The organism is Lacrimispora sp. YZC11 (assembly GCF_057543815.1).
Window position 1 is genome coordinate 381,516 of sequence record NZ_BAAJYQ010000002.1, and the last position, 23,128, is coordinate 404,643.

The window sequence follows — 23,128 nt, forward strand, 5'->3', positions numbered from 1 at the left end:
CTTTTGGAAAATTACTTTGAAGAATGAAGGGATGCCAGAAGTTTGATTTTCGCTTTAACAGAAGGAGCTGCTGCCCCGCTGGCTTATCGCCTGTGGTGCAGCAGCTCTTACAATGTCCGGAAAGATTTGCAATGTTATTCAAATAGGTAGCTGGTCATGGAAAGAGCGCCAAGTACACAGGAATCATTGAAGACGGTGGCATGGTCACTCTCGTCAGATGCTCCCAAAACATACAGCAGCGGAGCAAAATGATCCAATGCGGAAAATGCAAAAGTAGAAGATGCACCGGCCTGTTCATAGTGAATAACATTTTCAAAGTTTCCCTTCAGGATATTGCTTTTGATATAATCGTCAAATTCCTCTGCCCAATGGTATCCCCCATTCATATCCCAGTTTACTCTGGAAAGGTTATGGACGATATTTCCGCTACCCAAAATCAGTACACCCTGATGGCGAAGGGCACGGAGCTTACGTCCGATTTCAAAATGGATTTTGGCGGGTGCTAATCTGTCCACACTAAGTTGAAATACGGGGATATCGGCATGAGGATAGATCCGCCGCAAGACAGACCAGGAGCCATGATCCAGGCCCCAGGTATTATCAAACGAAACACTGTCCTTGAGCAGCTCTTTTGTCAGCGCAGCAAAATGTGGTGAACCAGGTGCACTGTATGTAACCTGGTACAGCTCGTCAGGAAAGCCATACATGTCATAAATCATTTTCGGAGCAGGGGAATCCGTAACCCTGGTACCTGACGTAAACCAATGGGCTGAAACGGAAAGGATGGCCTGAGGCCTGGGAATCCGCGCAGGAAGCTTCTCCCATTGGGAAGAATACTGGTTTTCCTCAATTGCGTTCATGGGTGATCCATGTCCAATAAATAATACCGGCATTTTTTGCATATAGTTACCTCCTTAAAGGTAATGTGAATAACTCTATGCTGATTATATCAATATTTTAGAAAAAAATCCATTAAATATGGGGAAGTGCTCCATGTATAATTAAACTGGATTTGCCTACAAAAAAGGTTCAGCCGTGAGGGTTGAACCTTTTTTAAAAAATTATTTGCAGAACTGAGAAATTAAATCTAATAAATCGCTTAAGTTACATGAGCTGAAGTCAAAAAACATGATACGTAACCTCCTTATTATTTTTCGTTTTGCTTTCTTGAAACAACTTTATTGTAACACTTATGTAACACAATTGTAATATATAAAAAATGGAATGCAAAGAAGTAACTGGTAAAGACGGATCATAATGGTATCCAGGATCCGGGAAATCTTTAAGGCAGTATTGCCCCTGGGGATCTGATTTTCACATCTTGTCTGTTCTTTCCATAAAGTATAATATATCATTGTCTGAAAGGAGGGAAATATATGTGTTGTTTTAACAGATGCTGCCGAAGAAATTGCAGATGCAACTTCTGTAATAACTTTGGATTCTGTAATAATAGATGTAACTGGTGGTGGTAAGAATCACTCCATAGGATAGCAGGGAACTGCAGAATCCGGGACTATCAGAGCAAAATTTCAGGTGGGTATCCGGGATTCCGGTCCCACCTTTTTATATTATCATAACCCATTTACAGGCTTCCATATAAAAGATCAGTTTAAATTCTCTTTTTAATCCGCCGATGATTGCATCACATTGAAATTCTTTCGATGGAATTCCGTTATAATTTTTATCTTCCCAACATTTTATGGTTATCCCGGATATTGTTTGTATCATGCCATCATCCCCTTCAAACTTAAGACTCAGAGGTCTGGGGCTGCAGCTGGCGGTAAACCATACCTTGCATGCCACATGATACATTTTACCTTGTGGTTCTCTGCTGCTAATGTCCTTTACATTAGTCCCAATTCCAAATACTCCCATATCTGTCACCTACAATATATTTTGTTTGCTGTAGTCCACGGTCCTTTTTTCTCTGCTGATTCCGCCGCTCATGTGATCGACCGCTTTCGCATTTAAAAAGCTTGCTCTTTTAATTGAGTCCATTCCGAAACGCTTTCTGATCTCATCCACTGCTTTATCCAGCCGCTCCATTTTTTCATAGTCAACTTTATCGAATATATTCAATTGGCGGCTGTCCTCTGTGGTCACGTGGCCCGTATGGATTCCTAAATGACGGATAGGTATCTTATTCCACATCTCATCAAATATTTGGCAAGCGGCTTCATAAATTTCATAAGTGATATTTGTTGGCGTATCAAGGGTTTTTTGATGGCCATAATATACAAAGTCATAGTCCTTTATTCCCACGGAGATCACGCTGATTTTCACGTTGTCGTCTCTTAATCTGGCAGATACGGTCTCTGCTAATGATAACAGGACCAACTTGGCTGCGCCTGCATCCACTAAATCAAATGCAGTGGTTGTACTATTCCCATAGCCTTTATTTGGCGGGGGAGCAGGTTCTACCGCTGAAACATCTATTCCGTTTGCAAAAGACCATATAACCTCACCATACTTGCCGAAATGACTTTTGATGATTGATAAATCAGTCTGCGCCAATTCTCCAATGGTCTTGATTCCCAATCTTCGTAATTTTTGAAATGTTGCTCTGCCTACAAAAAATAATTCTGCTACAGATAATGGCCACATTTTTTCTTTTATTTCACTTAACCACAGCGTATGCACTTTGTCAGGCTTTTTAAAGTCTGATGCCATCTTGGCCAGGACTTTATTGTTTGAGATTCCAATGTTTACTGTAAAGCCAAGTTCTTTGTGTATACGTTCTCTTATGTCATTTGCTGCCTTATAAGGATCTCCAAATAATGAGTCAGTACCAGTCATATCCATATACGCCTCATCAATGGAATACTGCTCCACAACGGGAGAATATTGTTTCAGAATATGGATAAATGCAGATGAAGATTTCTGGTAGAGGTTGTAGTTTGGGGGAACTAAAACCAGGTCAGGACACTTTCTTAGTGCCTCAGTCACGGATTCCCCTGTTTTTATATGATACTTCTTTGCCGGCACACTTTTGGCAAGTATAATACCATGCCTTTTTGTAGTATCTCCGCCAACCGCTGACGGTATATCCCGCAAGTCTAAATTTCCCCCCAAATGATGGATCCGATATACTGCTTCCCAACTTAAAAAGGCGGAGTTTACATCGATATGAAATATGACATTATTCATGTAATCACCTCGGGTATATTATAATCGAATGTACGTTCGATTAATAGTGGAAATAAAAGGGAAGCCTAAAATAAAGAAGTAACTTCTACAACTATCGAAGTTAGTGTTATAAATCAAAAAACCAGCAGGCTGACTGAGACCTGCTGGCACCATTAAGTAAAATTTATAATGTTTGAATATGGAAAGCATCAGCCCGATGCGGGATAACCTCAGTTTGAATATCGGAATGAGTCACGTTTACTATTAAATCAGGGCGAAGTGAGCGGAAAGGAACAGGGTTGCCATTTTTATCACGAATGGTAGCCATAGTGCCAATATTAAATTCTATTTGATTGCCTGGATTATCGGCATCGTCAGTATAGATAATAAAATTATCGATGTCTACATTTGTGATCCGGGCCGTAGTAGAGCTCAATGGTGGCTGATCGTATTCCCTTGCAACAATTAAATAAGCGTTAGCTTGCGGTGGAATGCGCCTTTCCATAATTGGAGAAAATAAAGCGTCTGCCAGCATGCCTTCTTGGATGTCACATAAGCACATATGTTGACCAAATGGATTCAGAATGTCAGTGTAAAAGTCTACATTAAGTCTTAAGGGCTCGGATATAGTGGCAATGCTTACATATCCGGTAGTTCTGCTGCGGGTAAAAACCTCTGTAACCATTGCATCATTAACTTGCAGTATTCGTCCCAATTGTGTGATTGTACCAAATTCATTCATGTGCATTTGTGCCTCTTAGAGATTTTATATAATCTTTATATTATATGCGTAAATTTTAAATATTACTATGATTGAGCCGGAAATGTCGCTTATGGAAGAAATATTACCCGCCCGGTCTCTTATACAACCTTATATTGTACCTCACTAACCGCTTGATTCATTGTACTTATTGGGTTATGTCCATTAAGCCATTCGTCGTGATTTTTTTGAGGGAGAATTACCGGCATTCTGTCATGAATAAATGAAATACCGGACCAGGCTGGACGGGTCAGAATAACGAAAGTGGAGTCTCCGGTTTGTGAGTCTGTTTTTGAAAGTCCTGCCATCCATAGCGGACTTCTTTCCGGAGCCATCAGAGCATACTTCACCTTTTGTTTACCGCGGCGTTCCCATTCAAAATACCAGCTTGCGGGCACCAGGCAGCGTCCCTCCATCATCGGGCGCCGAAACATATTTTTCTCCGCTGCAGTTTCGCTTCGGGCGTTAATTATCTCGCCTTTGCCGTCATATTTAGGAAATCCCCAACGCATTGCTGTCATGATTCCATTTGAGGATAAGACAGGTGCAAGGTTAGTGGGAAATATCTCTCCGGTTTTTACCACAGTTTTTTTCTCTACTTCAGCAATAATAGAACGCAATTCAAAATCATCAATTTCAATGTAATATCTGCCGCACATGTTGTTTAACCACCTTTCCAACCGACTTCGGTAAATAAGGATTTAATCCTCTTATATTCTGAATAAGTTAATGCAATCATAACAACGTCAATAACAGTGAGTGCAATGGGAAACACAGATTGAGTCAACGTATAACGGTATTCTGATTGCACAAGCGTTACATCCTGTCTCCGTAATAAAGAGATTATATCATTTGCCAAATGCGGCATCAAGGAGTGACCCCAAAATGTTTGGGATTTCCGGAAGTGTTTTATCGGCCACAATGGAATGATAGCGGGCTTAAAAGGGTTGCTTTCATGATTTTCGTATTATATAATTATAGAAAGACTACATAGAATGCAGAAGGAATTCCGCAGCACAATGTAATTAGTATACCAAAGAGTGAGAATGCATCGTATGTAAATCCAGCGATGATGACCGGCTGACCCATGCGGACATAAGCTGGAAGCTATAGAGTTAAATGAAGAAAATCCCCGGGAAATATGGCCTGTCAGGGATTTTTTGCTTAATAGAAAACTGCATTATGTAAACGAATATAATGAAGGTTCATAAAATTAAAAATCAGGGAGGTCTTGTTTATGGATAAAATCAAGCTTATAAAACCATCTGCGGAATATGCAGATGATATTATGAAGTATCGCCAGGATTTTATCGATTCTGGTGACAGCATGGCTGGCTGCGGGAATTTAAGAGAGTGCTCATCGGCAGAAGAATGGATTCAGGGCATTGAAATGCTTAAACATGAAGAAACCTGTCCAAAAGACAAGGTCACTTCCGACACGTACCTTGCTGTCCGCCTGGCTGACAATAAAATTGTGGGTATCATTGATTTCAGGCATCACATCAATCATCCTGTCTTAAGTGTTTGGGGCGGCCATATCGGGTATTCTGTCCGGCCATCTGAAAGAAAACAGGGCTATGCAACAGAAATGCTCAAGCAAAACCTGGAAAATTGTAAAAGCTATGGATTAGAAAAAGTGCTGATTACCTGCAATTACGATAATGTGTCAAGTGAAAAGACAATTATTGCAAATGGCGGAGAATTTGAAAAGGAAATATGTGTGGACGATACAAGAATAAAGCGGTACTGGATACTATTCCGTTCGCAGGATTCCCAAGGCTGATTTGCACAATCATTTTGTTTTAGGCGGAAGCCGGGACTATATTCATAGAAAAACAGGGTATGACATCCGACCAATGGAAACAGTATTACACTCCATGGAAGATATGCATAAGTGGAGCCATGAAAACATAGGAAGCCGGTTTCACAGCAGGGATATGCGTCAGATGCTCATTGAAGCCGCCTGGAGAGGAGTTTCTTTGGTGTGGCTGCGATCCCTTACTATTGAGAAGGTTTCTTGGTATTAAAATATTGATGTATTTGAAAAATATCATCTCGGGCTTGTTCCGGAGTCTCATAATGAGCATCCGGAATAAGCTCTTTTTTTATGGTTCTATAAAACGATTTCATTTCCGCTGGATATTGTGAGTCCCCCTGGTTCTGTTTTCACTTCTCCTAAACCGTATTTTTTCTATTGTATCTATCTTTAGAAAATTTAGTTATTCCTTATTATTTTTTTGAATTTTGCTTAGTTCGAATTGATTTATTTCATAATATTAACCAATAACTTAACATTTGCAATTATTCCTTTTAATCGTTGACACCCAAAAGTCATTTCCGTATAATGCAAGAAATTGATCACCTGACCAAAAGGGGGAATGCTTATGAAAACAAATAATCAGGAATCAAAAAAACGCCGGGGTTCTTCTACCGAAGACCGGATACTGGATGCAGCGCTTGATATCATTCAGGAAAAAACCATAGGTGGACTCAGAATCAGACTAGTGGCAGAAAAAGCCGATATGGTTCAGTCCAACATCCAATACTACTTTATCAGCAAAAAAGATCTTCTCCTTGCTGTCCAGAAAAAAGTCTTAAACCGCTACCGTGAAATCCGTCAGCATTCCATCAGCCTTCTAAAAGCCGACTCCCAGTTATCCCTTGAAGATCACTTAGGCATTTTCATAAACCAAAAGATATATACCATTCGTAAAGAAAAAAGGTATGATGTTGCAGAGCTGGATTTCTGGAACCAGTCACGTCTGGAACCGGACATGCACCGGGAATTCTGCCTTTCTTACGAAAGCTGGCGCCAGGAAATCCGTGATATGATCAGCTGTTTTGCGCCGGAGATGCCTCTCATAAAACAGAATCTGCTTTCCGGCATTACAGTCTCCCTGCTGGAAGGGGCTGCGGTTCAGTTTCTGGCAGATAGGCAGGCATTTGACCTGGATTTGTATTTTGCATACTGCAAGGAAATCCTGATAAAGGAAATCAAAGGATAGGAGGTTTCCATGAAAGAATTGCTGAAAATGGAACATATCACAAAACATTTTGGTGAAGTATATGCAAATCGCAACATCAATCTCTCGGTACAGGAAGGAGAGGTACATACCCTGTTAGGCGAAAACGGGGCCGGAAAAAGCACCCTGATGAATATTCTCATCGGCTTATACCAGCCTACCGGCGGGGAAATCTATCTGCGCGGGGAGAAGGTAAAGATCGAATCTCCCAAGGCTGCCGTCCGGCTGGGAATTGGCATGGTGCATCAGCACTTTATGCTGGTTGAAGCCATGACTGTTCTTGAAAATATTATTTTAGGCAGCAAAAAGGATTCTTCTATATTTATTAATAAGGAGCAGCTGAAAAAGGATATCCTTGAACTTGCCCAAAAATATGGTTTGGATGTGGAGCTGGACAAGCCTGTTACAGAAATTTCCGTTGGTGCCCAGCAAAGGGTTGAAATTTTAAAGGCCCTATACCGCGGAGCTGAACTTCTCATCCTGGACGAGCCTACAGCCGCACTCACTGACATTGAGGCGGAAGGACTCTTTGCCATCATCCGAAAGCTGACAGATGAAAACAAATCTGTTATCTTTATATCCCATAAAATGCGTGAGGTACTTGCAATCAGTGACCGCGTTACCATACTCAGGGCAGGAGAAACAGTTACCACTCTGGACAAGGATAAGACGGACGGAATTCAGCTGGCTAATCTAATGATCGGGCGGGAAATGGTTCCAAGCCACTACCAAAAGGTCACGGCCCCCGGAGCTGAGGTATTGAACTTAGAGCATGTGGATTACCAGAAACTGCACAAGCACAGCGGTTTAAATGACGTCAGCCTTACCGTAAAAAAGGGGGAAGTTCTGGGCATTGCCGGCGTAGATGGGAACGGCCAATCCCAGCTGGCCCAGCTGGCTGCAGGAATCATCTCACCGGATGCCGGCACCGTAACGCTGAAAGCAGACAGGATTTCAAAATTTGCTCCAAACGGATTTATCCTTTCCCATGTTTCCCACGTACCGGAAGACCGGAACAAAATGGGGCTGATCGGCAATATGACCGTATGGGAAAACTTAGTATTAAAGTCAACAGAAGAAAAACGTTTCTCTTATGGCCGAGGCGCACTGTTAAAAAGAAAATCCATTACAGCATTTGCTCTTGGCATGCAGAAAAAAAATGACATCCGCTGCGCTTCCATTGAACAGGAGGTCCGCAATCTGTCGGGCGGAAACCAGCAAAAGATCATTCTGGCAAGAGAGATGGAAAATGATCCGGAACTTCTGGTGGCGGTCCATCCCACCAGAGGACTGGATATCGGAGCAGCCAGATATGTTCACGACACCATGATTGCCGCCAGAGACAAAGGCTGCGGCATCCTTTTAATCAGTGCTGACTTTGACGAGATCTTAAATCTCTCCGACCGGATCATTGTTATGTTTGAAGGCCGGGTCATGGGGGTTTATGCCGGAGACAACCCGCCCATCGAAGAAATCTCACTGGCTATGGCCGGAAAGGGGAACTAGGACATGAAACTAAAAGATAACCTGGCTAAAATCATCGTGCCGGTCATTTCCATTCTGGTCGCGTTTGTCATTGGCGGCGTCATCATACTATGCCTCGGGAAGAATCCATTCCAGGCATATGGTTACTTGTTTTCCGGTGCTTTCGGGAGCAGCAGAAAGGTTGCTCAGACACTGGTCATCGCCTGTCCGCTGATCTTCACAAGTCTGACCGCTGCCTTCTCCTATAAATGCGGTGTTTTTAATCTTGGAGGAGAGGGGCAGTTTATTATAGGTGCCGTTGCCAGCATATTCTTTGTCACCAAATCCGGAATGGAGGGAATACCGGGTATTCTTGTGAGCCTGCTTATCGGTATGGTAAGCGGTGCCATATGGGGAGCGATTCCCGGAATTCTTAAAATCACCCGGGGATTAAATGAGATGATCGTCAGCATTATGCTGAATTATGTGGCAACTTTGTTCATGGGTTATGTATACACCACCCTGCTGCGGGATGGTAGTGTCCCTCAGACCTACGCCATTCCAGACAGCACGAAAATTGCCGTTATTTCCAAAGGCTTTCCCGTACACTGGGGAATTGGAATTGCACTTTTCCTGGCTTTCGCAGGCTATTACTTCCTTTTTTACACCTCCAAAGGCTTTAAGCTGCGGGCAGTGGGGCTGAATGCAACCGCCGCATTTTTTAACGGCTTTCCTGTAAACCGGTATATCCTTTTTTCCTTTATCATCTCCGGTGCAGTGGCCGGCCTTGGCGGCAGTGTAGAGCTTCACGGAAAGCAGCTCCGCCTTATGAGCGGCTTTGGCCAGGGGTACGGCTTTGACGGTGTGGCAATTGCACTCATTGCTCAGTTAAATCCCATTGGATCGGCAATTGTGGCATTTATCTTTGCTGTCCTAAGAAAAGGAGCAAGCACCCTGCAGACCGGAATGCAGGTGCCTACCGCTATCGTAGACATCATTCAGGCACTTGTCATTATATTTGCTGTCGCCGGTACCGCACTCCTTAAATTGCCGTCTATGAAACAATATTTTAGCAGGCAACTCGTAAGAAAGGAGGGAACCGACTAATGGAAGCTTTTTTAAATTTGAATTTCCTTGTGGAACTGCTGTTATCCACTGTTCGTATGGCTACTCCAATCTTATTTGTGGCTCTGGCGGAGACTTATTCCGAACGGGCAGGCCTAGTCAATATCGGTCTGGATGGCATCATGTCATTCGGTGCCTTAGTGGGTTTTCTTATCGGCTTTCGTACCGGAAGTCCTATGGCAGGAATCGCAGCCGGCGCTTTATCCGGAATAGCCATCAATATGATCTATGCCTTTTGTACCATTAAGCTCTGTGCTCCCCAGATCGTATACGGCATGGCACTCAACATCCTTGCTCCGGCTCTGGCCTCCTTTATTTACCGTCTGTCATTTTCAGATACCTCCACGCTGATCCAGGGAGTATCCATGAAAGCCGTGCCTATTCCGGTGCTCAGCAAAATTCCAATTGCAGGACCTGTCTTTTTCAACCATATTCCGCTGATATATTTTGCTTATCTTCTGGTCCCAGCCACTGCTGTTTTCTTAAATCGGACAAAAGCCGGTCTGAATTACAAGGCAGTCGGAGAGTTTCCAAAGGCAGCCGAGACTCTGGGTATCAATGTAATCCTTCAAAAATACATTGCCTGCATCATCTGCGGGGCCCTTGCAGGCATCGGGGGGGCTTACTTAACCATCTGCTATACCAGCACCTATTCGGAAGGAATCGTCGCCGGACGCGGTTTCATAGCATTATCCGCCGTTATTTTTGGCCGTTGGATGCCTACGGGAGTTATGGCTGCATGCCTGCTCTTCGGATTCTGCGACGCCCTGCAGATCCGCCTGCAGCTTATAAGCCCTTCCACTCCCTACCAGATCCTTCAGATGATTCCTTATCTATGTACCTTGTTCGTCCTGGCATTTTTCGGAATAAAAAAGAGCGGTCCCAAAGCAAACGGACAGCCTTATTACCGGGAAGAGCGATAAAGGTAATTACAGGATTTTTTCCTGAAGTTATATACTACTTTAAACGTAAAAAGGAGGATTTAATTATGAAAAAGACTATGAAAACCGCTTCGTTGCTTCTGGCAGCCGCCCTTGCGGTCATGAGCTTGCCGGCATGCGGCAGTTCCGCCGCTCCATCTTCTGCCGGGACAACTACGGCAGGTACCACCGCTGCCGGCACATCAGCAGCCGGAACAACTGCCGCTCCGGCTGAAACCGAAAAGGCGAAAGATTTTAAGGTAGCCATGATTCTGGACTCCTCTGTTTCTGACGGAGGCTGGGGCGCAAGCTGTTACCAGGCGATGGTTGGCGCTTCCAAGGAAAGTGGTTGGGAGACTGTGTATACCGATAATGTGGCAACTGCAGATTTCGCCACGGTTATGACTGATTATGCGGAACTTGGCTATAACCTTATCTTTGCTCCCGGCAACCAGTATACCGATGCAGTAAAGCAGGTGGCAGCAGAATATCCGGATATTAAATTCGCTCTGTTAAATGGAACGGTCGAAACGGATAATATTACCTCAATCCTTCCTGATGCAAAACAGATCGGTTATATGGCGGGCGCTCTGGCAGGCCTTATGAGCAAAACAGGCAGCATCGGCTTCATCGGCGGCATGGAACTTGACACAACCAAAGCAAAGCTCGAATGTTACGAAAAGGCCGCTCAGAAGGTAAATCCGGATATCAAGGTTTCTTCTGCTTACGCCGGCTCCTTCAGTGACACGGCCAAAGGAAAGGAAATCGCTTCCTCTATGATCTCCACCTATGATGTTGATGTAATGTTTGGTGACGCATCTGCAGTCGATACGGGAGCCCGCGAAGCCCTGACAGCTTCCGAAGGCAGATACGGTATCGGACAGCCGGGAGATTTAGGTTCTGCCGACGACAAGATTATCATCTGCTCCATAGTCACTGACAACGCGGCTTTGCTTAAAGCCTGCATGGAGGATGTGGTATCCGGTTCTTTCGGCGGCAAGACTATTTATGGAGATTTAAGCAATGGTTGTCTAAGCGTCGGAACCTTCTCTAATCTTGTACCGGATGATATCCAGACGAAGTATAAGGAAGCCGTTGACCAGATTAAGTCCGGAACCTTTATTCAGTAATGCCCCAAATTGATACCGGCGCCTTATATGCAGGTGCCGGCATCAATGAACCGTGCTATATGAGAGTAGGGAAATCAACCCCTATTCTTTTTTTGTTATGATAAGATTGATTGGTTCACGCAGTTCATAATTGAGACACCACGCCCGCTATAAACTTGCTGGCTAACTCTCATTATCATGAATCCGATTCAGTATGTTGGGACGTGGCTGCCGGGAATGCCACGCTAAAAAGGGTTTTAAATTGATATCTTTTATGTTACTATAGCTCTATAGAAGTGCAGCATCGCTTCAGGGAGAAGGGGAGGTATTATGAGAAGTTTGGCGTATTTAAAACTGATGGCGAGGGAGTATCCGACGATTAAGGCTGCTTCCAGCGAGATCATCAACCTTACGGCCATTCAGGGCTTACCAAAGGGAACGGAATATTTTTTCAGTGACCTGCATGGCGAGTACGAGGCATTTGTTCATTTATTAAAAAGTGCCTCAGGCGTTATCCGTGAAAAAATCACGGAAACCTTCAGCCACATCATACCAGAGAAAGAAGAAGTGGAGTTAGGGAGCTTAATTTACTATCCGGAGCGGATCATGAATCAGCTGGAGCTTAAGGGCCTGGCAGACGGCGACTGGCAGAGAGTGACCATTTACCGGCTGGTACAGATTTGTAAAGTGGTTTCATCAAAGTATACCAGATCCAAGGTAAGGAAGAAAATGCCTCCGGAGTTTGCCTACATTATCGATGAGCTGCTTCATGTGGATTATAATGATGACAATAAACGTGTATACTATAATGAGATTATAAGGTCCATCATTGACATCCGGGTCGGAGATAAGTTTATCATAGCCTTATGTGAGCTGATCCAGAATCTGACCATTGACAGCCTGCATATTATCGGGGATATTTTCGACCGTGGCCCAAGGGCGGATATCATTATGAATGAACTGCTGCAATTTCATGACGTTGATATACAGTGGGGCAATCATGACGTTTCCTGGATGGGAGCAGCCACCGGGAATCTGGCATGTATCTGCAACGTACTGCGTATTGCCATAAGCTATAACAGCTTTGATGTGCTGGAGGACGGATATGGCATAAACCTGCGTCCTTTATCCATGTTTGCGGCCAGGGTTTACCGGGAGGATCCCTGCGATCAGTTCATTCCCCAGATCCTTGATGAAAACATCTATGACGCGGTGGACCCGGGACTGGCGGCTAAGATGCATAAGGCCATTGCAATCATTCAGTTTAAGGTAGAAGGACAGATCATAAAACGACATCCGGAATACGAGATGAGCGACCGGATCCTGATTGAGGCCATTGACTTTGAACGGGGCGTTGTGACCGTGGAGGGCAAGGAATATCCTATGCTTGATAAGTTTTTCCCAACGGTGGATCCCAAGGAACCGTTAAAGCTGAGCAAAGAGGAGAGAGAGCTTCTCCACACCCTTCAGCTTTCCTTCATGCATAACGAGCTTCTTCATAAGCATATTCGTTTTCTGTATTCTCATGGAAGCATGTATAAATGCTACAATTCAAACCTCCTGTACCATGGCTGTATTCCCATGAGGGAGGACGGCTCCTTTGAAGAGATCGTGGTGGATCACCATGCTTATTCAGGAAAGGCGTTAATGGATTATGTGGACCGGAAGGTTCAAAATGCATATTTTATGCCCGAGGGTTCCGCGGAAAGTGAGGATGCCAGGGATTTCATGTGGTATTTATGGTGCGGAGCCAAATCCCCGGTTTACGGCAAGGGGAAGATGACGACCTTTGAACATTATTTTATCGGAGATTCTTCTACTCTCAAGGAGCCTATGAACCCTTATTACAGGCTTAGCATGAAGGAAGAATACTGTGATAAGATATTGGAAGAATTCGGCCTTCCCAAAAAAGGTTCCCACATCATCAACGGCCACGTTCCGGTGAAAATAAAGGAAGGGGAATCTCCGGTAAAGGCGGGAGGCAAGCTGTTTCTCATAGATGGAGGGCTGTCAAAGGCTTACCAGACCAAGACAGGGATCGCAGGCTATACGCTGATTTATAACTCCAATCATCTGGCTCTCGCGGAGCACAAGCCTTTTGATCCTAATAAAGAAAGCACACCAAAGGTTTCGGTTGTCGAGAACATGAAGAACCGGGTCATGGTGGCGGATACGGATAAGGGCGCTGAGCTGGCCGAGCGGATTGCAGATTTAAAGGAACTGGTGGAGGCATACCGGGATGGCGTAATTAAGGAGAAGGTAGAGTAGTCTGTTGTATTATGAAAACAAAAAATAGTTTTCATAATCGGAAGGACGGCAGTAAAAAGCACTGTCTTTTATCAGAAATCTGAAAAACGATTTCTGATAAGCTATATTATGAAATTTTAAGAATTATTTCAGAGAAGGTTTCTTTACGAAATCCCTGTCGGATGATACAATAATCAAAGCTATTTACTTAATTGAAGGAGGCTCAGATGAGCAGACAGGAGTTTTTACAGCGCTTAAGGGAGGCTTTATCAGGTGATGTTTCTGGAAGCGTGATCGAAGAAAATATCAGGTACTATGAAGAATATATCAGCACGGAAGTGAGAAATGGTTCTACGGAAGAGGCGGTGATAGCTTCCATCGGCGATCCCAGGCTGATTGCCAGGACAATTCTTGAGGCGGCCGAGAATGCAAAGAGCAGCGGATCCGGAAGAACTTACTATGAATCCTACTCCGGCGCGGACCGGGATGTGTATGAGGATCCGGGTAATTTCGGACGTCGTATGCATTACATTGACTTGAGCAAATGGTACTGGAAGCTTTTGGGAGTTGTGGTGCTTATTTTATTTTTCTTTCTGATTGCCAGCATTGTTACAGGGATTTTCAGCCTTCTGATGCCTATTATGGGCCCCTTGCTTTTGGTATTTCTCATTGTCTGGTTTGTAAGAGGAACGAGACGATAAAGTTAAATATATTTAATATATTCAAATAAATATTACGAAAGTGTGACGGCAGTTATGACGCATAAAGCGCCATGACTGCCGTTTTTGCTTGACAAAATCAGGGAATAAGTATATAATTCGAAATGTAACAATTATGTAACATTTTAACGAAGTTTTGCGGGAACGACAGAAAAACGTAAAAACAGGAGATTTAATATGAAGAATAAAATGTGGAAGGCGATGGGGCTTTTAGGACTTTTAACAAGTTTAAGCGGGGTTCCCCAGGTAGAGGCGAAAGCAGCGGAAATTGCTGTAGAAACCAGCACAACACTTTATGCGAAGATGGATATGCCTGTGTCTGTCAGAGAAGACGCTGATAGGTTGGGAACGGCTCTTTCCCTGGCTGGGGAAGGCCAGACTTATGAAGTGGTTGAATCCCCCAAGGATGGTTGGCTTAAAATAAAGACTCCTGAAGGAGAAGGTTACATACAAAGCAGTGCTGCAACCCTGATTGAGAAAACTCAGGAAAAGGTGGACAAGTCTGTTCTGCAGCGCCAGAAAATCGTAGATTATGCGCTTCAGTTTGTGGGCGGACGCTATGTCTACGGAGGAGTCAATCCTAAAACAGGAGTAGACTGTTCCGGGTTTACCAGTTATGTGTTAAGGAATGCGGCTGGCGTAAATTTAAGCCATAGCTCTAAGTCTCAGTCAAGGGAAGGGCGCAGTGTCAGCTTCGAGGAAGCCCGCGCAGGAGATTTGGTATTTTATGGAAAAAATGGTTCCATTAACCATGTTGCATTATACATGGGAGACGGCCGGGTAGTCCATGCTTCCACAGAAAAGACCGGAATTATCGTAACAAACGTCATGTATCGCAAACCTGTGAAATTTGTCAGGGTTTTAAACTAAAATATTTTGAAATTCGTGCATTTTTAAATAATACTTGACGAAAAGATAAAGTAATTGTATAATAACCGTAATGAATTTAATACTTACGTAACATTTGAAAATCAAAAAGTAAAAAATAGGAGCAGATTTCCCGATGATAAATAATGCATGGAAAACGTTAGGCCTTATGGCTTTTTGCGGAGCAATGGTAATAGCAGTTCCTTCAGATGTAAGAGCAGATGAAATTTCCGGTCCAGGACTCAGTTATGGGAATTATATGGTGACCGTTGAAGCAGATAATGTAACGATCAGCAAGGATGAAGCTGGTCAGGAAGCGCTTATGACCGCTTCCAAAGGATCTTCCTTTGAAGTTGTACAGGATATGGGCGACGGATGCATGAAGGTTAAGATCAATGATACATATGGCTTTATGCCGGTAGAGGGCAATGCAACCGTATCCTCAACTGATGAGGAAACATTGGCTGCATTGGATGTAAAGGTTCAGGCAGAGGCGGTTGTTAATTTCAGACAGAGCATTGTTAATTACGCACTTCAGTTTGTAGGCGGACGTTATGCATATGGCGGCAGCGATCCACGCACCGGAGTAGACTGCTCTGGATTCACCAGATATGTGATGCAGCATGCAGCAGGCCTTACCTTAAACCGTTCCTCAGGTGGACAGGCTTCCCAGGGAAAAGCAGTCAGCGCAGATCAGATGCGCCCAGGCGATTTGATTTTTTATGGAAGCGGATCATCCATAAACCATGTTGCCATGTTTATCGGCAATGGACAAGTAGTACATTCATCAACTTATAGTACAGGTATTAAGACTTCACCGTGGAATTATCGGGCACCTGTAAAAATCGTTAATGTTCTTGGCGATTAATAAAATAGCGGATTACCGGATTTTCGAAAGGGATATAAGACCCTCGGCATTTTATGCCGGGGGTCTTTAGATATTAAAAAAAGAGAAGCAGCCGGAATAGGGGAGCTATCTCGGCTGCTTCTGAGGGGAGTATAAATAATTAATAAGGATGAGGGGAAAAACCCCTCATTTTGATTATAATATAGCTGTGATAAAAATGCAAAGTATTTTTACAAAATACAGCCGCGTTTTCGAATAATATACCATTTATGCTTTAATTTTAAAATAAAAAAACAATTGTATAAAATTTCGGAATCACGCCATACTAACTTTGTAACGTAAAACGCCGACAGGAGGTATTTATTATGTCCAAGAATAACTACAATGATATGGAAAATTCCAGAAACTCCCAGAACAACAATCAGAACAACAATCAGAACAACAATCAGAACAACAATCAGAACAATAGCCGTAACTCCAGCAAGGACAGCAGCCGTAACTCCAGCAAGGACAGCAGCCGCGATTCCAGCAGGGACAGCAGCCGTGATTCCAGCAAAGACAGCAGCCGTGATTCCAGCAAAGACAACAACCGCAACAGATTCAACTAACAACGAAAGCTGATCCAATTGTTCTTGAGAAAAGGCGTGGGAAAGTGACAAAGAGGTCCTTTCCCGCGTTTTTTTGTTGAAATCTTCCTTCTTCTATGTGATTTTGGCAAACCTGAAAATATGGAATATATTATTACTAGAAAGGACAGGTGATAGTATGTTCAGGACCATACCGATTTGGGAAGTCGATCATTATATCAATTATAGCAGTGATATTATGATCATAGATCTTCGCAGTCAATCGTCCTACAGGCAGTCCCATATTCAGGGAGCGGTAAATCTGCCATATGAAGATATGGATCGTTGGGTGAGTAGCTTGCCAAAGGATAAACTTTTGTTATTTTACTGTTCCCGGGGCGGACAAAGCATGATGGTCTGCAGGAATTTGGAGCAGTCTGGATATAATGTAGTCAATATAGCCAATGGAATCGCATATTACAAAGGAAAATATATGGTTCGCGGATAGGTAAATTCATTGACAGAAATACCCCGCTAGCCTTAAAATATATCTATTAAATACAAAAGGAGAAAACAACTTATGAAGTATATGATTGCTTCCGACATTCATGGTTCTGCCTATTTTTGCAGGAAGCTGTTAGATGTATATAAATCTTCCGGAGCAGGCAGGCTGATCCTGTTAGGAGACATTCTTTACCATGGCCCCCGAAATGACCTTCCAAGGGAATATGCCCCCAAAGAGGTGATTTCCATGTTAAATGCCTATAAGGACCAGATCTATAGCGTTCGGGGAAACTGTGACACAGAAGTGGATCAGATGGTACTGGAATTTCCGATTCTTGGGGACTATGCCCTGCTTGCTGCTCCCGGCCTGACAATCTATGCTACCCATGGGCACATTTACAATAAGGAAAACCTGCCTCCGGTACAAAAAGGAGATATCCTGCTTCATGGGCACACTCATATCCTGACCGCAGAGCGTTTTGGTGACATTACCATATTGAATCCAGGTTCCGTGTCCATTCCAAAGGGCGGCAATCCTCCTACTTACGGAATGCTGGAGGATAAGGTGTTCCGAGTCATGGATTTTGACGGAAATGTAATAAAAGAGATGAACTTAGGAGAATAAAGTGAAAAAAACATTTGAGCTGATCGCACCCTGTCATTTTGGCATGGAAGCGGTTTTAAAAAGAGAGATCACAGATCTGGGTTATGACATTGCATCAGTAGAGGACGGAAGGGTCATTTTTATTGGAGATGATGAGGCCATCTGCCGTGCCAATGTATTTCTGCGTACTGCAGAAAGAGTTTTGCTAAAGGTAGGAAGCTTTCATGCGGAATCCTTTGAAGAGCTTTTTCAGGGAACCAGGGCAATTTGCTGGGAGGATTTTATTCCTCAGGATGGTAAGTTCTGGGTCGCTAAGGCTTCCTCTATTAAAAGTAAATTATTCAGCCCCTCAGACATCCAGTCCATCATGAAGAAAGCCATGGTGGAACGGTTAAAAGGGGCTTATGGCGTGGAGTGGTTTCCAGAGAGCGGAAGCAGCTATCCTCTGCGGGTATTCCTCCATAAGGATGAGGTGACCGTTGGCATCGATACCACGGGAGATTCCCTCCATAAGAGAGGATACCGTACATTAACCAGCAAGGCTCCGATCACGGAAACCCTTGCTGCTGCCCTTATTATGCTGACTCCATGGAATAAAGACCGGATCCTGGTAGATCCTTTCTGCGGGAGCGGGACTTTTGTGATTGAAGCGGCTATGATGGCGGCCAATATGGCACCCGGCATGAATCGTTCCTTCCTTGCCGAAGACTGGAAAAACTTAATTCCAAGAAAGTGCTGGTATGAGACAATGGATGAGGCAAGCGATCTTTTGGATTCCAATGCCAAAGTGGACATACAGGGCTATGACATTGACGGTGAGATTGTAAAGGCCGCCAGATCCAATGCGGAGTCAGCGGGAGTGGACCATATGATCCACTTTCAGCAAAGACCCCTGGCTGCCTTAAGCCATCCAAAAAAATACGGTTTTATTATTACGAATCCGCCTTACGGGGAACGAATTGATGAAAAGAAGAATTTACCTGAGCTGTACCGGCAGATTGGAGAACGGTATAAGACTCTTGATGCCTGGTCTTTATACATGATCACTGCCTATGAGGAAGCTGAGAAATACATCGGCAGAAAAGCGGATAAAAACCGGAAGATTTATAATGGTATGATGAAAACCTATTTCTATCAGTTTATGGGGCCAAAGCCCCCAAGAAGAAAAGTGGGAGATTCGGTTGAAGAATAAAAAATGGTTTTTCCTCCTTCTGATGATCATCTGTTTTTCGGCAGGATTCAGGATTCTAAGTCCGGAGCTTGTTCCTGCAAATAAAGCAGGCCAGGATTACTTAATAGAATCAGGAAGTGTGCAGGCAAACAGCCGGATGTCATCATCGAAAACGGAAATTTTAAACACACAGCTCCCGGCCTTCTATGATGGGAGAAAGGAAGGCCGGGTTCCTTCTGTGAAAAACCAGGGTTCTATTGGAACCTGCTGGGCCTTTGCATCGCTGCAGGCATTGGAAGCAGCACTGCTGCCAGGTGAAAACTATGATTTTTCAGAAGATCATATGTCTTTAAACAATGGCTTTTGCATCCCCCAGGAAGAAGGCGGGGAATATACCATGTCCATGGCATATCTGTTGTCATGGAGAGGGCCGGTACTGGAATCAGATGACCCATACGGCGACGGCATTTCGCCCGATGGCTTAAAAGCGGAAAAGCATGTCCAGGAAATCCGGATTCTTCCGGACAAAGATTATGAGAAGATCAAGCAGGCTGTTCTTACGTATGGCGGGGTTCAAAGCTCCCTTTACACCTCTCTGGTGGCTGAGGAAAGCCGGTCGGATTCCTATAATGAGGAAGCCTTCGCCTATTGCTACGCAGGTCCGGAGCCCCCTAACCATGATTCCGTGATCATTGGCTGGGATGATGCTTATCCGAAGGAGAACTTTCAAGGGGAAGTTCAGGGAGATGGGGCATTTATCTGTATGAATAGCTGGGGAGATGGATTCGGAGACCAGGGATATTTTTATATATCCTATTATGATTCCAATATTGGAATAAATAACGTTGTTTATTCGGTTGTGGAAGATACTGATAATTATGACCATATTTATCAGTCGGATCTCCGGGGCTGGGTCGGCCAGCTGGGATATGGGGAAGATACTGTGTGGTTTTCCAATGTATACGAGGCCGGAACCTCCCAACGCCTTGAAGCGGCAGGTTTCTATGCCACAGGTCCCAGCACCTCCTATGAGGTTTACGTCGTGCGTCATGCGGGGAAAGAATCCAATATATTGGAAGGCCGGGATTTTGACCGGAAAGTTCTTCTTTCTAAGGGAAGCCTTGACTATGGGGGATATTATACGGTGCCTCTTAAGGGAGCATGGCAGGAAGACTTAGAGCTTTCCCCGGGGGAGCGCTTTGCAGTAATCGTAAAGATTACCACGCCGGATGCAGTCCATCCTGCTGCCATTGAATATGATGCGGGAGATGGACGTACCTTTGTCAATATCTCAGATGGAGAAGGTTATATCAGTGCCGATGGCATGACATGGGAACGGGCCGAAGAAAAGAACTGCAACCTGTGCTTAAAGGCTTATACAACAGACCGGTGAAAATGTTTTATGGAGGACGGAAGAGATGAGCGATAAAAAAATCGTATTTGCCACAGGAAATGATGGAAAAATGAGGGAAGTCAGGGAGATCCTAAAAGACTTAAGAATGAAGGTCCTTTCCATGAAAGAGGCAGGTGCATGCCTGGATATTGTGGAGGATGGAGCTACATTTGGGGATAACGCCGAGATAAAGGCCAGAGAAGTGTGGAAAGTAACCGGAGGAATCGTGCTTGCAGATGATTCCGGCCTGGTTGTGGACTGCTTAAACGGAGAACCTGGAATCCTTTCTGCCAGATATATGGGAGAAGATACTTCCTATGAGATCAAAAACCAGAATATCCTTGACAGAGCGGCCAATGCAAAGGGCGGGGAAAGAAGCGCACGTTTTGTATGCAATATTGCTGCAGTGCTGCCGGATGGACAGGTACTCCATACGGAAGAGTCCATGGAAGGGCTTCTGGCTGACCGGCCTGCCGGACAGGGCGGCTTTGGCTATGATCCCATCCTCTATATACCGGAATTCGGAGTGACCAGTGCACAGCTTACCATGGAACAGAAGAATAAAATCAGCCACCGCGGAAAGGCTCTTGAGGCCATGAAAGGTCAGCTCAAAGAAATTTTTACAGGAGGGGAGAATAATGAAAATACTGATTGTCAGTGATACGCACCGCAAAGATGAGAGTTTACATAAGATCATTGCTGAGATCGGACCCCTGGACATGCTGATTCACCTGGGGGATTCGGAAGGCAGCGAAGATAAAATAGCCGGCTGGATTCCTGCAGGCTGTGAACTTCAGATGGTACTTGGCAACAATGATTTTTTCTCGGATCTGGAACGGGAAAGGGAAGTGAAAATAGGGAAGTACCGGGCTTTGCTGACCCATGGTCATTATTATAACGTATCCCTTGGAGTTGAGCGGCTGGAGCAGGAGGCGGCGGATAGAGGTCTTGATATCGCCATGTACGGGCATACCCACAGGCCCTTTTACGAGGTACATAATGGGATTACGATCTTAAATCCGGGCAGTCTTTCCTATCCCAGGCAGGAAGGGAGAAAACCCTCCTATATGATAATGGAGATCGATGAACAGGGGGAAGCACATTTCACCCTGAAATTTCTGGATAAATAAACGATTAAGGTGCTGCTGCAAAAGGAAGAATCTATCCATTTTGCAGCAGCACCTTATTTTTTATCGTACTAATTCCAGCCTTTTGGCAGATAAGCCAGAGTGTTTTCGATCATGTCGTCTGCCAGCTTTTTGATTTCTTCTTCCCCGGCCCGGTCTTTTACCAGAGGATCGTTTAAGAAGGCTTCGTACACCAGGGAGCGGTCATAAGTGAGGGCAGCTTCCAGGATGCGCTGATGGTTGGCAACATGGGGCTTGATCAGTTCAAGGACGCTTTCTGGTATGGAGCCTGCAACCACCGGTTTAATGCTGTCCCGGCTGAACAGGGCGTTGGTTTCAACAACGGATTCTGCCGGCAGGTTTGGAATCTGTAAGAAAGAATTGGGGATATTGACATTGCTCACAGTTTTTTCAAGACCGCACAGGGCTTTGATGAGAAGGATTCCTTCTTCTCCTGATGCTTTCAGTTCAATTTCTTCTTCGCCCCCTGCAAGACGGTGGCTCTTGGCTAAACGGTTTTTTAAATCCTCTTTTCTCCAGGCAACGGTAGTGAGACCAAATTTCCAGCTCTTTACGGTTTCCGGGTCTTTTAAGTAATCGCTTCCAGGCATGAATTCCGCAAGGTGGCGGTCGCCGGCAGCGGCGATCAGGCCAAAGCGGCGGAAGAGATCAAACTTTACTCTGTGAGTGCATTCAAAGCTGTTATTTGCCCAGTTCTTATCCGGCTCATTGTAACCTTCCTCATAGTGGGCGTCAATATAATCACGGTAAACAGGGAATAAGTCGATGCCCTTGTAGGAAGCCTGGTCAAACCAGGTGAAATGATTGATTCCCAGAACGTTTACATTGATGTCCCTGCGGTCAACGTTTTCAAATCCAAAGGTTTCCTCACAGATTCCCTTTAAAACCTTCTGTGTGCCAAATACTTCATGGCAGCAGCCGAAAGCCTTGATTCGGGGGAATACGTGGTAAAGAGTCTTAACGCACAGGGACATTGGATTCGTGTAGTTGATGATCCAGGCATTTGGTGAATATTCTTTTACGGCTTCTGCAATGGTCACAAACATGGGGATGGTGCGGAGGGCACGGACCATTCCTCCGGGACCGGCGGTATCACCTACGGACTGGTAGATGCCAAGCCTCTCAGGAAGATGGACGTCGGAATCCATCTCATCAAAGGTTCCCGGGAGAATGGAGATGACTGCAAAGTCACAGCCCGTCAGAGCTTCTTCTAAGGATGATGCTGTGACGTAATTCCATTTTCCAGTGGCCTCCTCTCTGGTTGTCAGCTTGTTGCCGATGATTTCATTACTTTTTGCGGCTGCCTCATCGATGTCATATAAACGGATGGTTCCGCTTAAGGAATCGTCCATGGAAAGATCCGTCATAAAGGTCCAGGCCCAGCCTCTGGAGCCGCCTCCGATATAGGCGATATTTATATCGCTGACTTTATTGTTTGCATAGTTCATAAGGGTTTCCTCCTGTTAAAAGAATATATTATGTAAACGGTTTCTTGGACTATATATTCCATATTATCGAAAGTAAAGAGCACTTTC

General features: G+C 44.4%; 24 protein-coding genes. 18 read left to right on the forward strand and 6 right to left on the reverse strand.

The window, feature by feature from the left end:
• Positions 1-134 precede the first annotated feature (134 nt).
• The 5 genes from ygiD to AC27IJ_RS01750 all read right to left on the reverse strand — a co-directional run bounded on the left by ygiD (position 135) and on the right by AC27IJ_RS01750 (position 4,545).
• Entirely contained in the window at positions 135-902 is a 768-nt protein-coding gene (ygiD, locus tag AC27IJ_RS01730; protein ID WP_312446059.1) for a 4,5-DOPA-extradiol-dioxygenase, read from the reverse strand.
• A gap of 661 nt (positions 903-1,563) precedes the next feature.
• Positions 1,564-1,875 (reverse strand): hypothetical protein, encoded by a 312-nt coding sequence (locus AC27IJ_RS01735; RefSeq protein ID WP_312446060.1) that lies wholly within the window; start codon positions 1,873-1,875, stop codon positions 1,564-1,566.
• A gap of 9 nt (positions 1,876-1,884) precedes the next feature.
• A complete protein-coding gene (locus AC27IJ_RS01740; protein WP_312446062.1) occupies positions 1,885-3,147 on the reverse strand; it encodes a Y-family DNA polymerase in 1,263 nt (420 codons plus the stop codon).
• A gap of 163 nt (positions 3,148-3,310) precedes the next feature.
• Positions 3,311-3,868 carry a hypothetical protein gene (locus tag AC27IJ_RS01745; RefSeq protein ID WP_312446063.1) on the reverse strand — a complete coding sequence of 186 codons (558 nt, stop codon included), beginning with the start codon at positions 3,866-3,868 and terminating at the stop codon, positions 3,311-3,313.
• Between the two features lie 119 nt (positions 3,869-3,987).
• Positions 3,988-4,545 carry an SOS response-associated peptidase gene (locus tag AC27IJ_RS01750; protein ID WP_312504224.1) on the reverse strand — a complete coding sequence of 186 codons (558 nt, stop codon included), beginning with the start codon at positions 4,543-4,545 and terminating at the stop codon, positions 3,988-3,990.
• A 578-nt stretch (positions 4,546-5,123) separates the two neighbouring features.
• On the opposite strand from AC27IJ_RS01750, the gene AC27IJ_RS01755 reads away from it, so the two are divergent.
• The 18 genes from AC27IJ_RS01755 (at position 5,124) to AC27IJ_RS01840 (ending at position 21,575) form a co-directional block, all read left to right on the forward strand.
• A complete protein-coding gene (locus AC27IJ_RS01755; RefSeq protein ID WP_312446066.1) occupies positions 5,124-5,669 on the forward strand; it encodes a GNAT family N-acetyltransferase in 546 nt (181 codons plus the stop codon).
• Positions 5,670-5,742: 73 nt separating this feature from the next.
• The gene (locus AC27IJ_RS01760) at positions 5,743-5,913 is read left to right on the forward strand and encodes a hypothetical protein (RefSeq protein WP_312446068.1); all 171 of its coding nucleotides are present in this window, start codon (positions 5,743-5,745) and stop codon (positions 5,911-5,913) included.
• Positions 5,914-6,270: 357 nt separating this feature from the next.
• Positions 6,271-6,891: a TetR/AcrR family transcriptional regulator gene (locus AC27IJ_RS01765; protein WP_312446069.1), complete on the forward strand. Its 621-nt coding sequence runs from the start codon at positions 6,271-6,273 to the stop codon at positions 6,889-6,891.
• A 9-nt stretch (positions 6,892-6,900) separates the two neighbouring features.
• Positions 6,901-8,415 carry an ABC transporter ATP-binding protein gene (locus AC27IJ_RS01770; RefSeq protein ID WP_313256662.1) on the forward strand — a complete coding sequence of 505 codons (1,515 nt, stop codon included), beginning with the start codon at positions 6,901-6,903 and terminating at the stop codon, positions 8,413-8,415.
• A 3-nt stretch (positions 8,416-8,418) separates the two neighbouring features.
• Positions 8,419-9,480, forward strand: a complete 1,062-nt coding sequence (locus tag AC27IJ_RS01775) for an ABC transporter permease (protein ID WP_313256663.1) — start codon at positions 8,419-8,421, stop codon at positions 9,478-9,480.
• Positions 9,480-10,421: an ABC transporter permease gene (locus AC27IJ_RS01780; RefSeq protein ID WP_312446073.1), complete on the forward strand. Its 942-nt coding sequence runs from the start codon at positions 9,480-9,482 to the stop codon at positions 10,419-10,421. Before AC27IJ_RS01775 ends, AC27IJ_RS01780 begins: the two co-directional genes overlap by 1 nt.
• Before the next feature lie 65 nt (positions 10,422-10,486).
• Positions 10,487-11,548, forward strand: coding sequence for a BMP family protein (locus tag AC27IJ_RS01785; protein ID WP_487147288.1), 1,062 nt, complete (start codon positions 10,487-10,489; stop codon positions 11,546-11,548).
• 309 nt (positions 11,549-11,857) lie between these two features.
• Entirely contained in the window at positions 11,858-13,795 is a 1,938-nt protein-coding gene (locus AC27IJ_RS01790; protein WP_487147289.1) for a fructose-1,6-bisphosphatase, read from the forward strand.
• A 206-nt stretch (positions 13,796-14,001) separates the two neighbouring features.
• Positions 14,002-14,475: a DUF1700 domain-containing protein gene (locus tag AC27IJ_RS01795; RefSeq protein WP_312446077.1), complete on the forward strand. Its 474-nt coding sequence runs from the start codon at positions 14,002-14,004 to the stop codon at positions 14,473-14,475.
• Positions 14,476-14,670: 195 nt separating this feature from the next.
• Positions 14,671-15,363, forward strand: a complete 693-nt coding sequence (locus tag AC27IJ_RS01800) for a C40 family peptidase (RefSeq protein ID WP_312446079.1) — start codon at positions 14,671-14,673, stop codon at positions 15,361-15,363.
• 133 nt (positions 15,364-15,496) lie between these two features.
• On the forward strand, positions 15,497-16,228 hold the full coding sequence (locus tag AC27IJ_RS01805; RefSeq protein WP_331663214.1) for a C40 family peptidase: 732 nt from the start codon (positions 15,497-15,499) through the stop codon (positions 16,226-16,228).
• 344 nt (positions 16,229-16,572) lie between these two features.
• Positions 16,573-16,815, forward strand: coding sequence for a hypothetical protein (locus tag AC27IJ_RS01810; protein ID WP_312446080.1), 243 nt, complete (start codon positions 16,573-16,575; stop codon positions 16,813-16,815).
• Between the two features lie 157 nt (positions 16,816-16,972).
• Complete coding sequence (locus tag AC27IJ_RS01815; protein ID WP_312446081.1) at positions 16,973-17,281, forward strand: rhodanese-like domain-containing protein; 309 nt, start codon at positions 16,973-16,975, stop codon at positions 17,279-17,281.
• Positions 17,282-17,353: 72 nt separating this feature from the next.
• The gene (gene yfcE, locus AC27IJ_RS01820; RefSeq protein ID WP_312446082.1) at positions 17,354-17,902 is read left to right on the forward strand and encodes a phosphodiesterase; all 549 of its coding nucleotides are present in this window, start codon (positions 17,354-17,356) and stop codon (positions 17,900-17,902) included.
• 1 nt (position 17,903) lies between these two features.
• The gene (locus AC27IJ_RS01825) at positions 17,904-19,073 is read left to right on the forward strand and encodes a THUMP domain-containing class I SAM-dependent RNA methyltransferase (protein ID WP_330695056.1); all 1,170 of its coding nucleotides are present in this window, start codon (positions 17,904-17,906) and stop codon (positions 19,071-19,073) included.
• Entirely contained in the window at positions 19,063-20,445 is a 1,383-nt protein-coding gene (locus AC27IJ_RS01830; protein WP_312446083.1) for a lectin like domain-containing protein, read from the forward strand. The genes AC27IJ_RS01825 and AC27IJ_RS01830 overlap by 11 nt, the downstream gene beginning before the upstream one ends.
• A gap of 25 nt (positions 20,446-20,470) precedes the next feature.
• Entirely contained in the window at positions 20,471-21,106 is a 636-nt protein-coding gene (gene rdgB / locus AC27IJ_RS01835) for an RdgB/HAM1 family non-canonical purine NTP pyrophosphatase (protein WP_312446084.1), read from the forward strand.
• Entirely contained in the window at positions 21,084-21,575 is a 492-nt protein-coding gene (locus AC27IJ_RS01840) for a metallophosphoesterase family protein (RefSeq protein WP_312446086.1), read from the forward strand. Before rdgB ends, AC27IJ_RS01840 begins: the two co-directional genes overlap by 23 nt.
• Before the next feature lie 68 nt (positions 21,576-21,643).
• Here the strand turns inward: AC27IJ_RS01840 and AC27IJ_RS01845 are convergent, their stop codons facing one another.
• Entirely contained in the window at positions 21,644-23,041 is a 1,398-nt protein-coding gene (locus AC27IJ_RS01845) for a family 4 glycosyl hydrolase (RefSeq protein WP_487147290.1), read from the reverse strand.
• Between the last annotated feature and the right edge of the window lie 87 nt (positions 23,042-23,128).

Excerpts from the sequence above, each read along its gene's own strand:
- ygiD (WP_312446059.1), bottom strand. The coding sequence starts at position 902 with ATGCAAAAAATGCCGGTATTATTTATTGGACATGGATCACCCATGAAC.
- AC27IJ_RS01735 (WP_312446060.1), bottom strand. The coding sequence starts at position 1,875 with ATGGGAGTATTTGGAATTGGGACTAATGTAAAGGACATTAGCAGCAGA.
- AC27IJ_RS01740 (WP_312446062.1), bottom strand. The coding sequence starts at position 3,147 with ATGAATAATGTCATATTTCATATCGATGTAAACTCCGCCTTTTTAAGT.
- AC27IJ_RS01745 (WP_312446063.1), bottom strand. The coding sequence starts at position 3,868 with ATGAATGAATTTGGTACAATCACACAATTGGGACGAATACTGCAAGTT.
- AC27IJ_RS01750 (WP_312504224.1), bottom strand. The coding sequence starts at position 4,545 with ATGTGCGGCAGATATTACATTGAAATTGATGATTTTGAATTGCGTTCT.
- AC27IJ_RS01755 (WP_312446066.1), top strand. The coding sequence starts at position 5,124 with ATGGATAAAATCAAGCTTATAAAACCATCTGCGGAATATGCAGATGAT.
- AC27IJ_RS01760 (WP_312446068.1), top strand. The coding sequence starts at position 5,743 with ATGGAAACAGTATTACACTCCATGGAAGATATGCATAAGTGGAGCCAT.
- AC27IJ_RS01765 (WP_312446069.1), top strand. The coding sequence starts at position 6,271 with ATGAAAACAAATAATCAGGAATCAAAAAAACGCCGGGGTTCTTCTACC.
- AC27IJ_RS01770 (WP_313256662.1), top strand. The coding sequence starts at position 6,901 with ATGAAAGAATTGCTGAAAATGGAACATATCACAAAACATTTTGGTGAA.
- AC27IJ_RS01775 (WP_313256663.1), top strand. The coding sequence starts at position 8,419 with ATGAAACTAAAAGATAACCTGGCTAAAATCATCGTGCCGGTCATTTCC.
- AC27IJ_RS01780 (WP_312446073.1), top strand. The coding sequence starts at position 9,480 with ATGGAAGCTTTTTTAAATTTGAATTTCCTTGTGGAACTGCTGTTATCC.
- AC27IJ_RS01785 (WP_487147288.1), top strand. The coding sequence starts at position 10,487 with ATGAAAAAGACTATGAAAACCGCTTCGTTGCTTCTGGCAGCCGCCCTT.
- AC27IJ_RS01790 (WP_487147289.1), top strand. The coding sequence starts at position 11,858 with ATGAGAAGTTTGGCGTATTTAAAACTGATGGCGAGGGAGTATCCGACG.
- AC27IJ_RS01795 (WP_312446077.1), top strand. The coding sequence starts at position 14,002 with ATGAGCAGACAGGAGTTTTTACAGCGCTTAAGGGAGGCTTTATCAGGT.
- AC27IJ_RS01800 (WP_312446079.1), top strand. The coding sequence starts at position 14,671 with ATGAAGAATAAAATGTGGAAGGCGATGGGGCTTTTAGGACTTTTAACA.
- AC27IJ_RS01805 (WP_331663214.1), top strand. The coding sequence starts at position 15,497 with ATGATAAATAATGCATGGAAAACGTTAGGCCTTATGGCTTTTTGCGGA.
- AC27IJ_RS01810 (WP_312446080.1), top strand. The coding sequence starts at position 16,573 with ATGTCCAAGAATAACTACAATGATATGGAAAATTCCAGAAACTCCCAG.
- AC27IJ_RS01815 (WP_312446081.1), top strand. The coding sequence starts at position 16,973 with ATGTTCAGGACCATACCGATTTGGGAAGTCGATCATTATATCAATTAT.
- yfcE (WP_312446082.1), top strand. The coding sequence starts at position 17,354 with ATGAAGTATATGATTGCTTCCGACATTCATGGTTCTGCCTATTTTTGC.
- rdgB (WP_312446084.1), top strand. The coding sequence starts at position 20,471 with ATGAGCGATAAAAAAATCGTATTTGCCACAGGAAATGATGGAAAAATG.
- AC27IJ_RS01840 (WP_312446086.1), top strand. The coding sequence starts at position 21,084 with ATGAAAATACTGATTGTCAGTGATACGCACCGCAAAGATGAGAGTTTA.
- AC27IJ_RS01845 (WP_487147290.1), bottom strand. The coding sequence starts at position 23,041 with ATGAACTATGCAAACAATAAAGTCAGCGATATAAATATCGCCTATATC.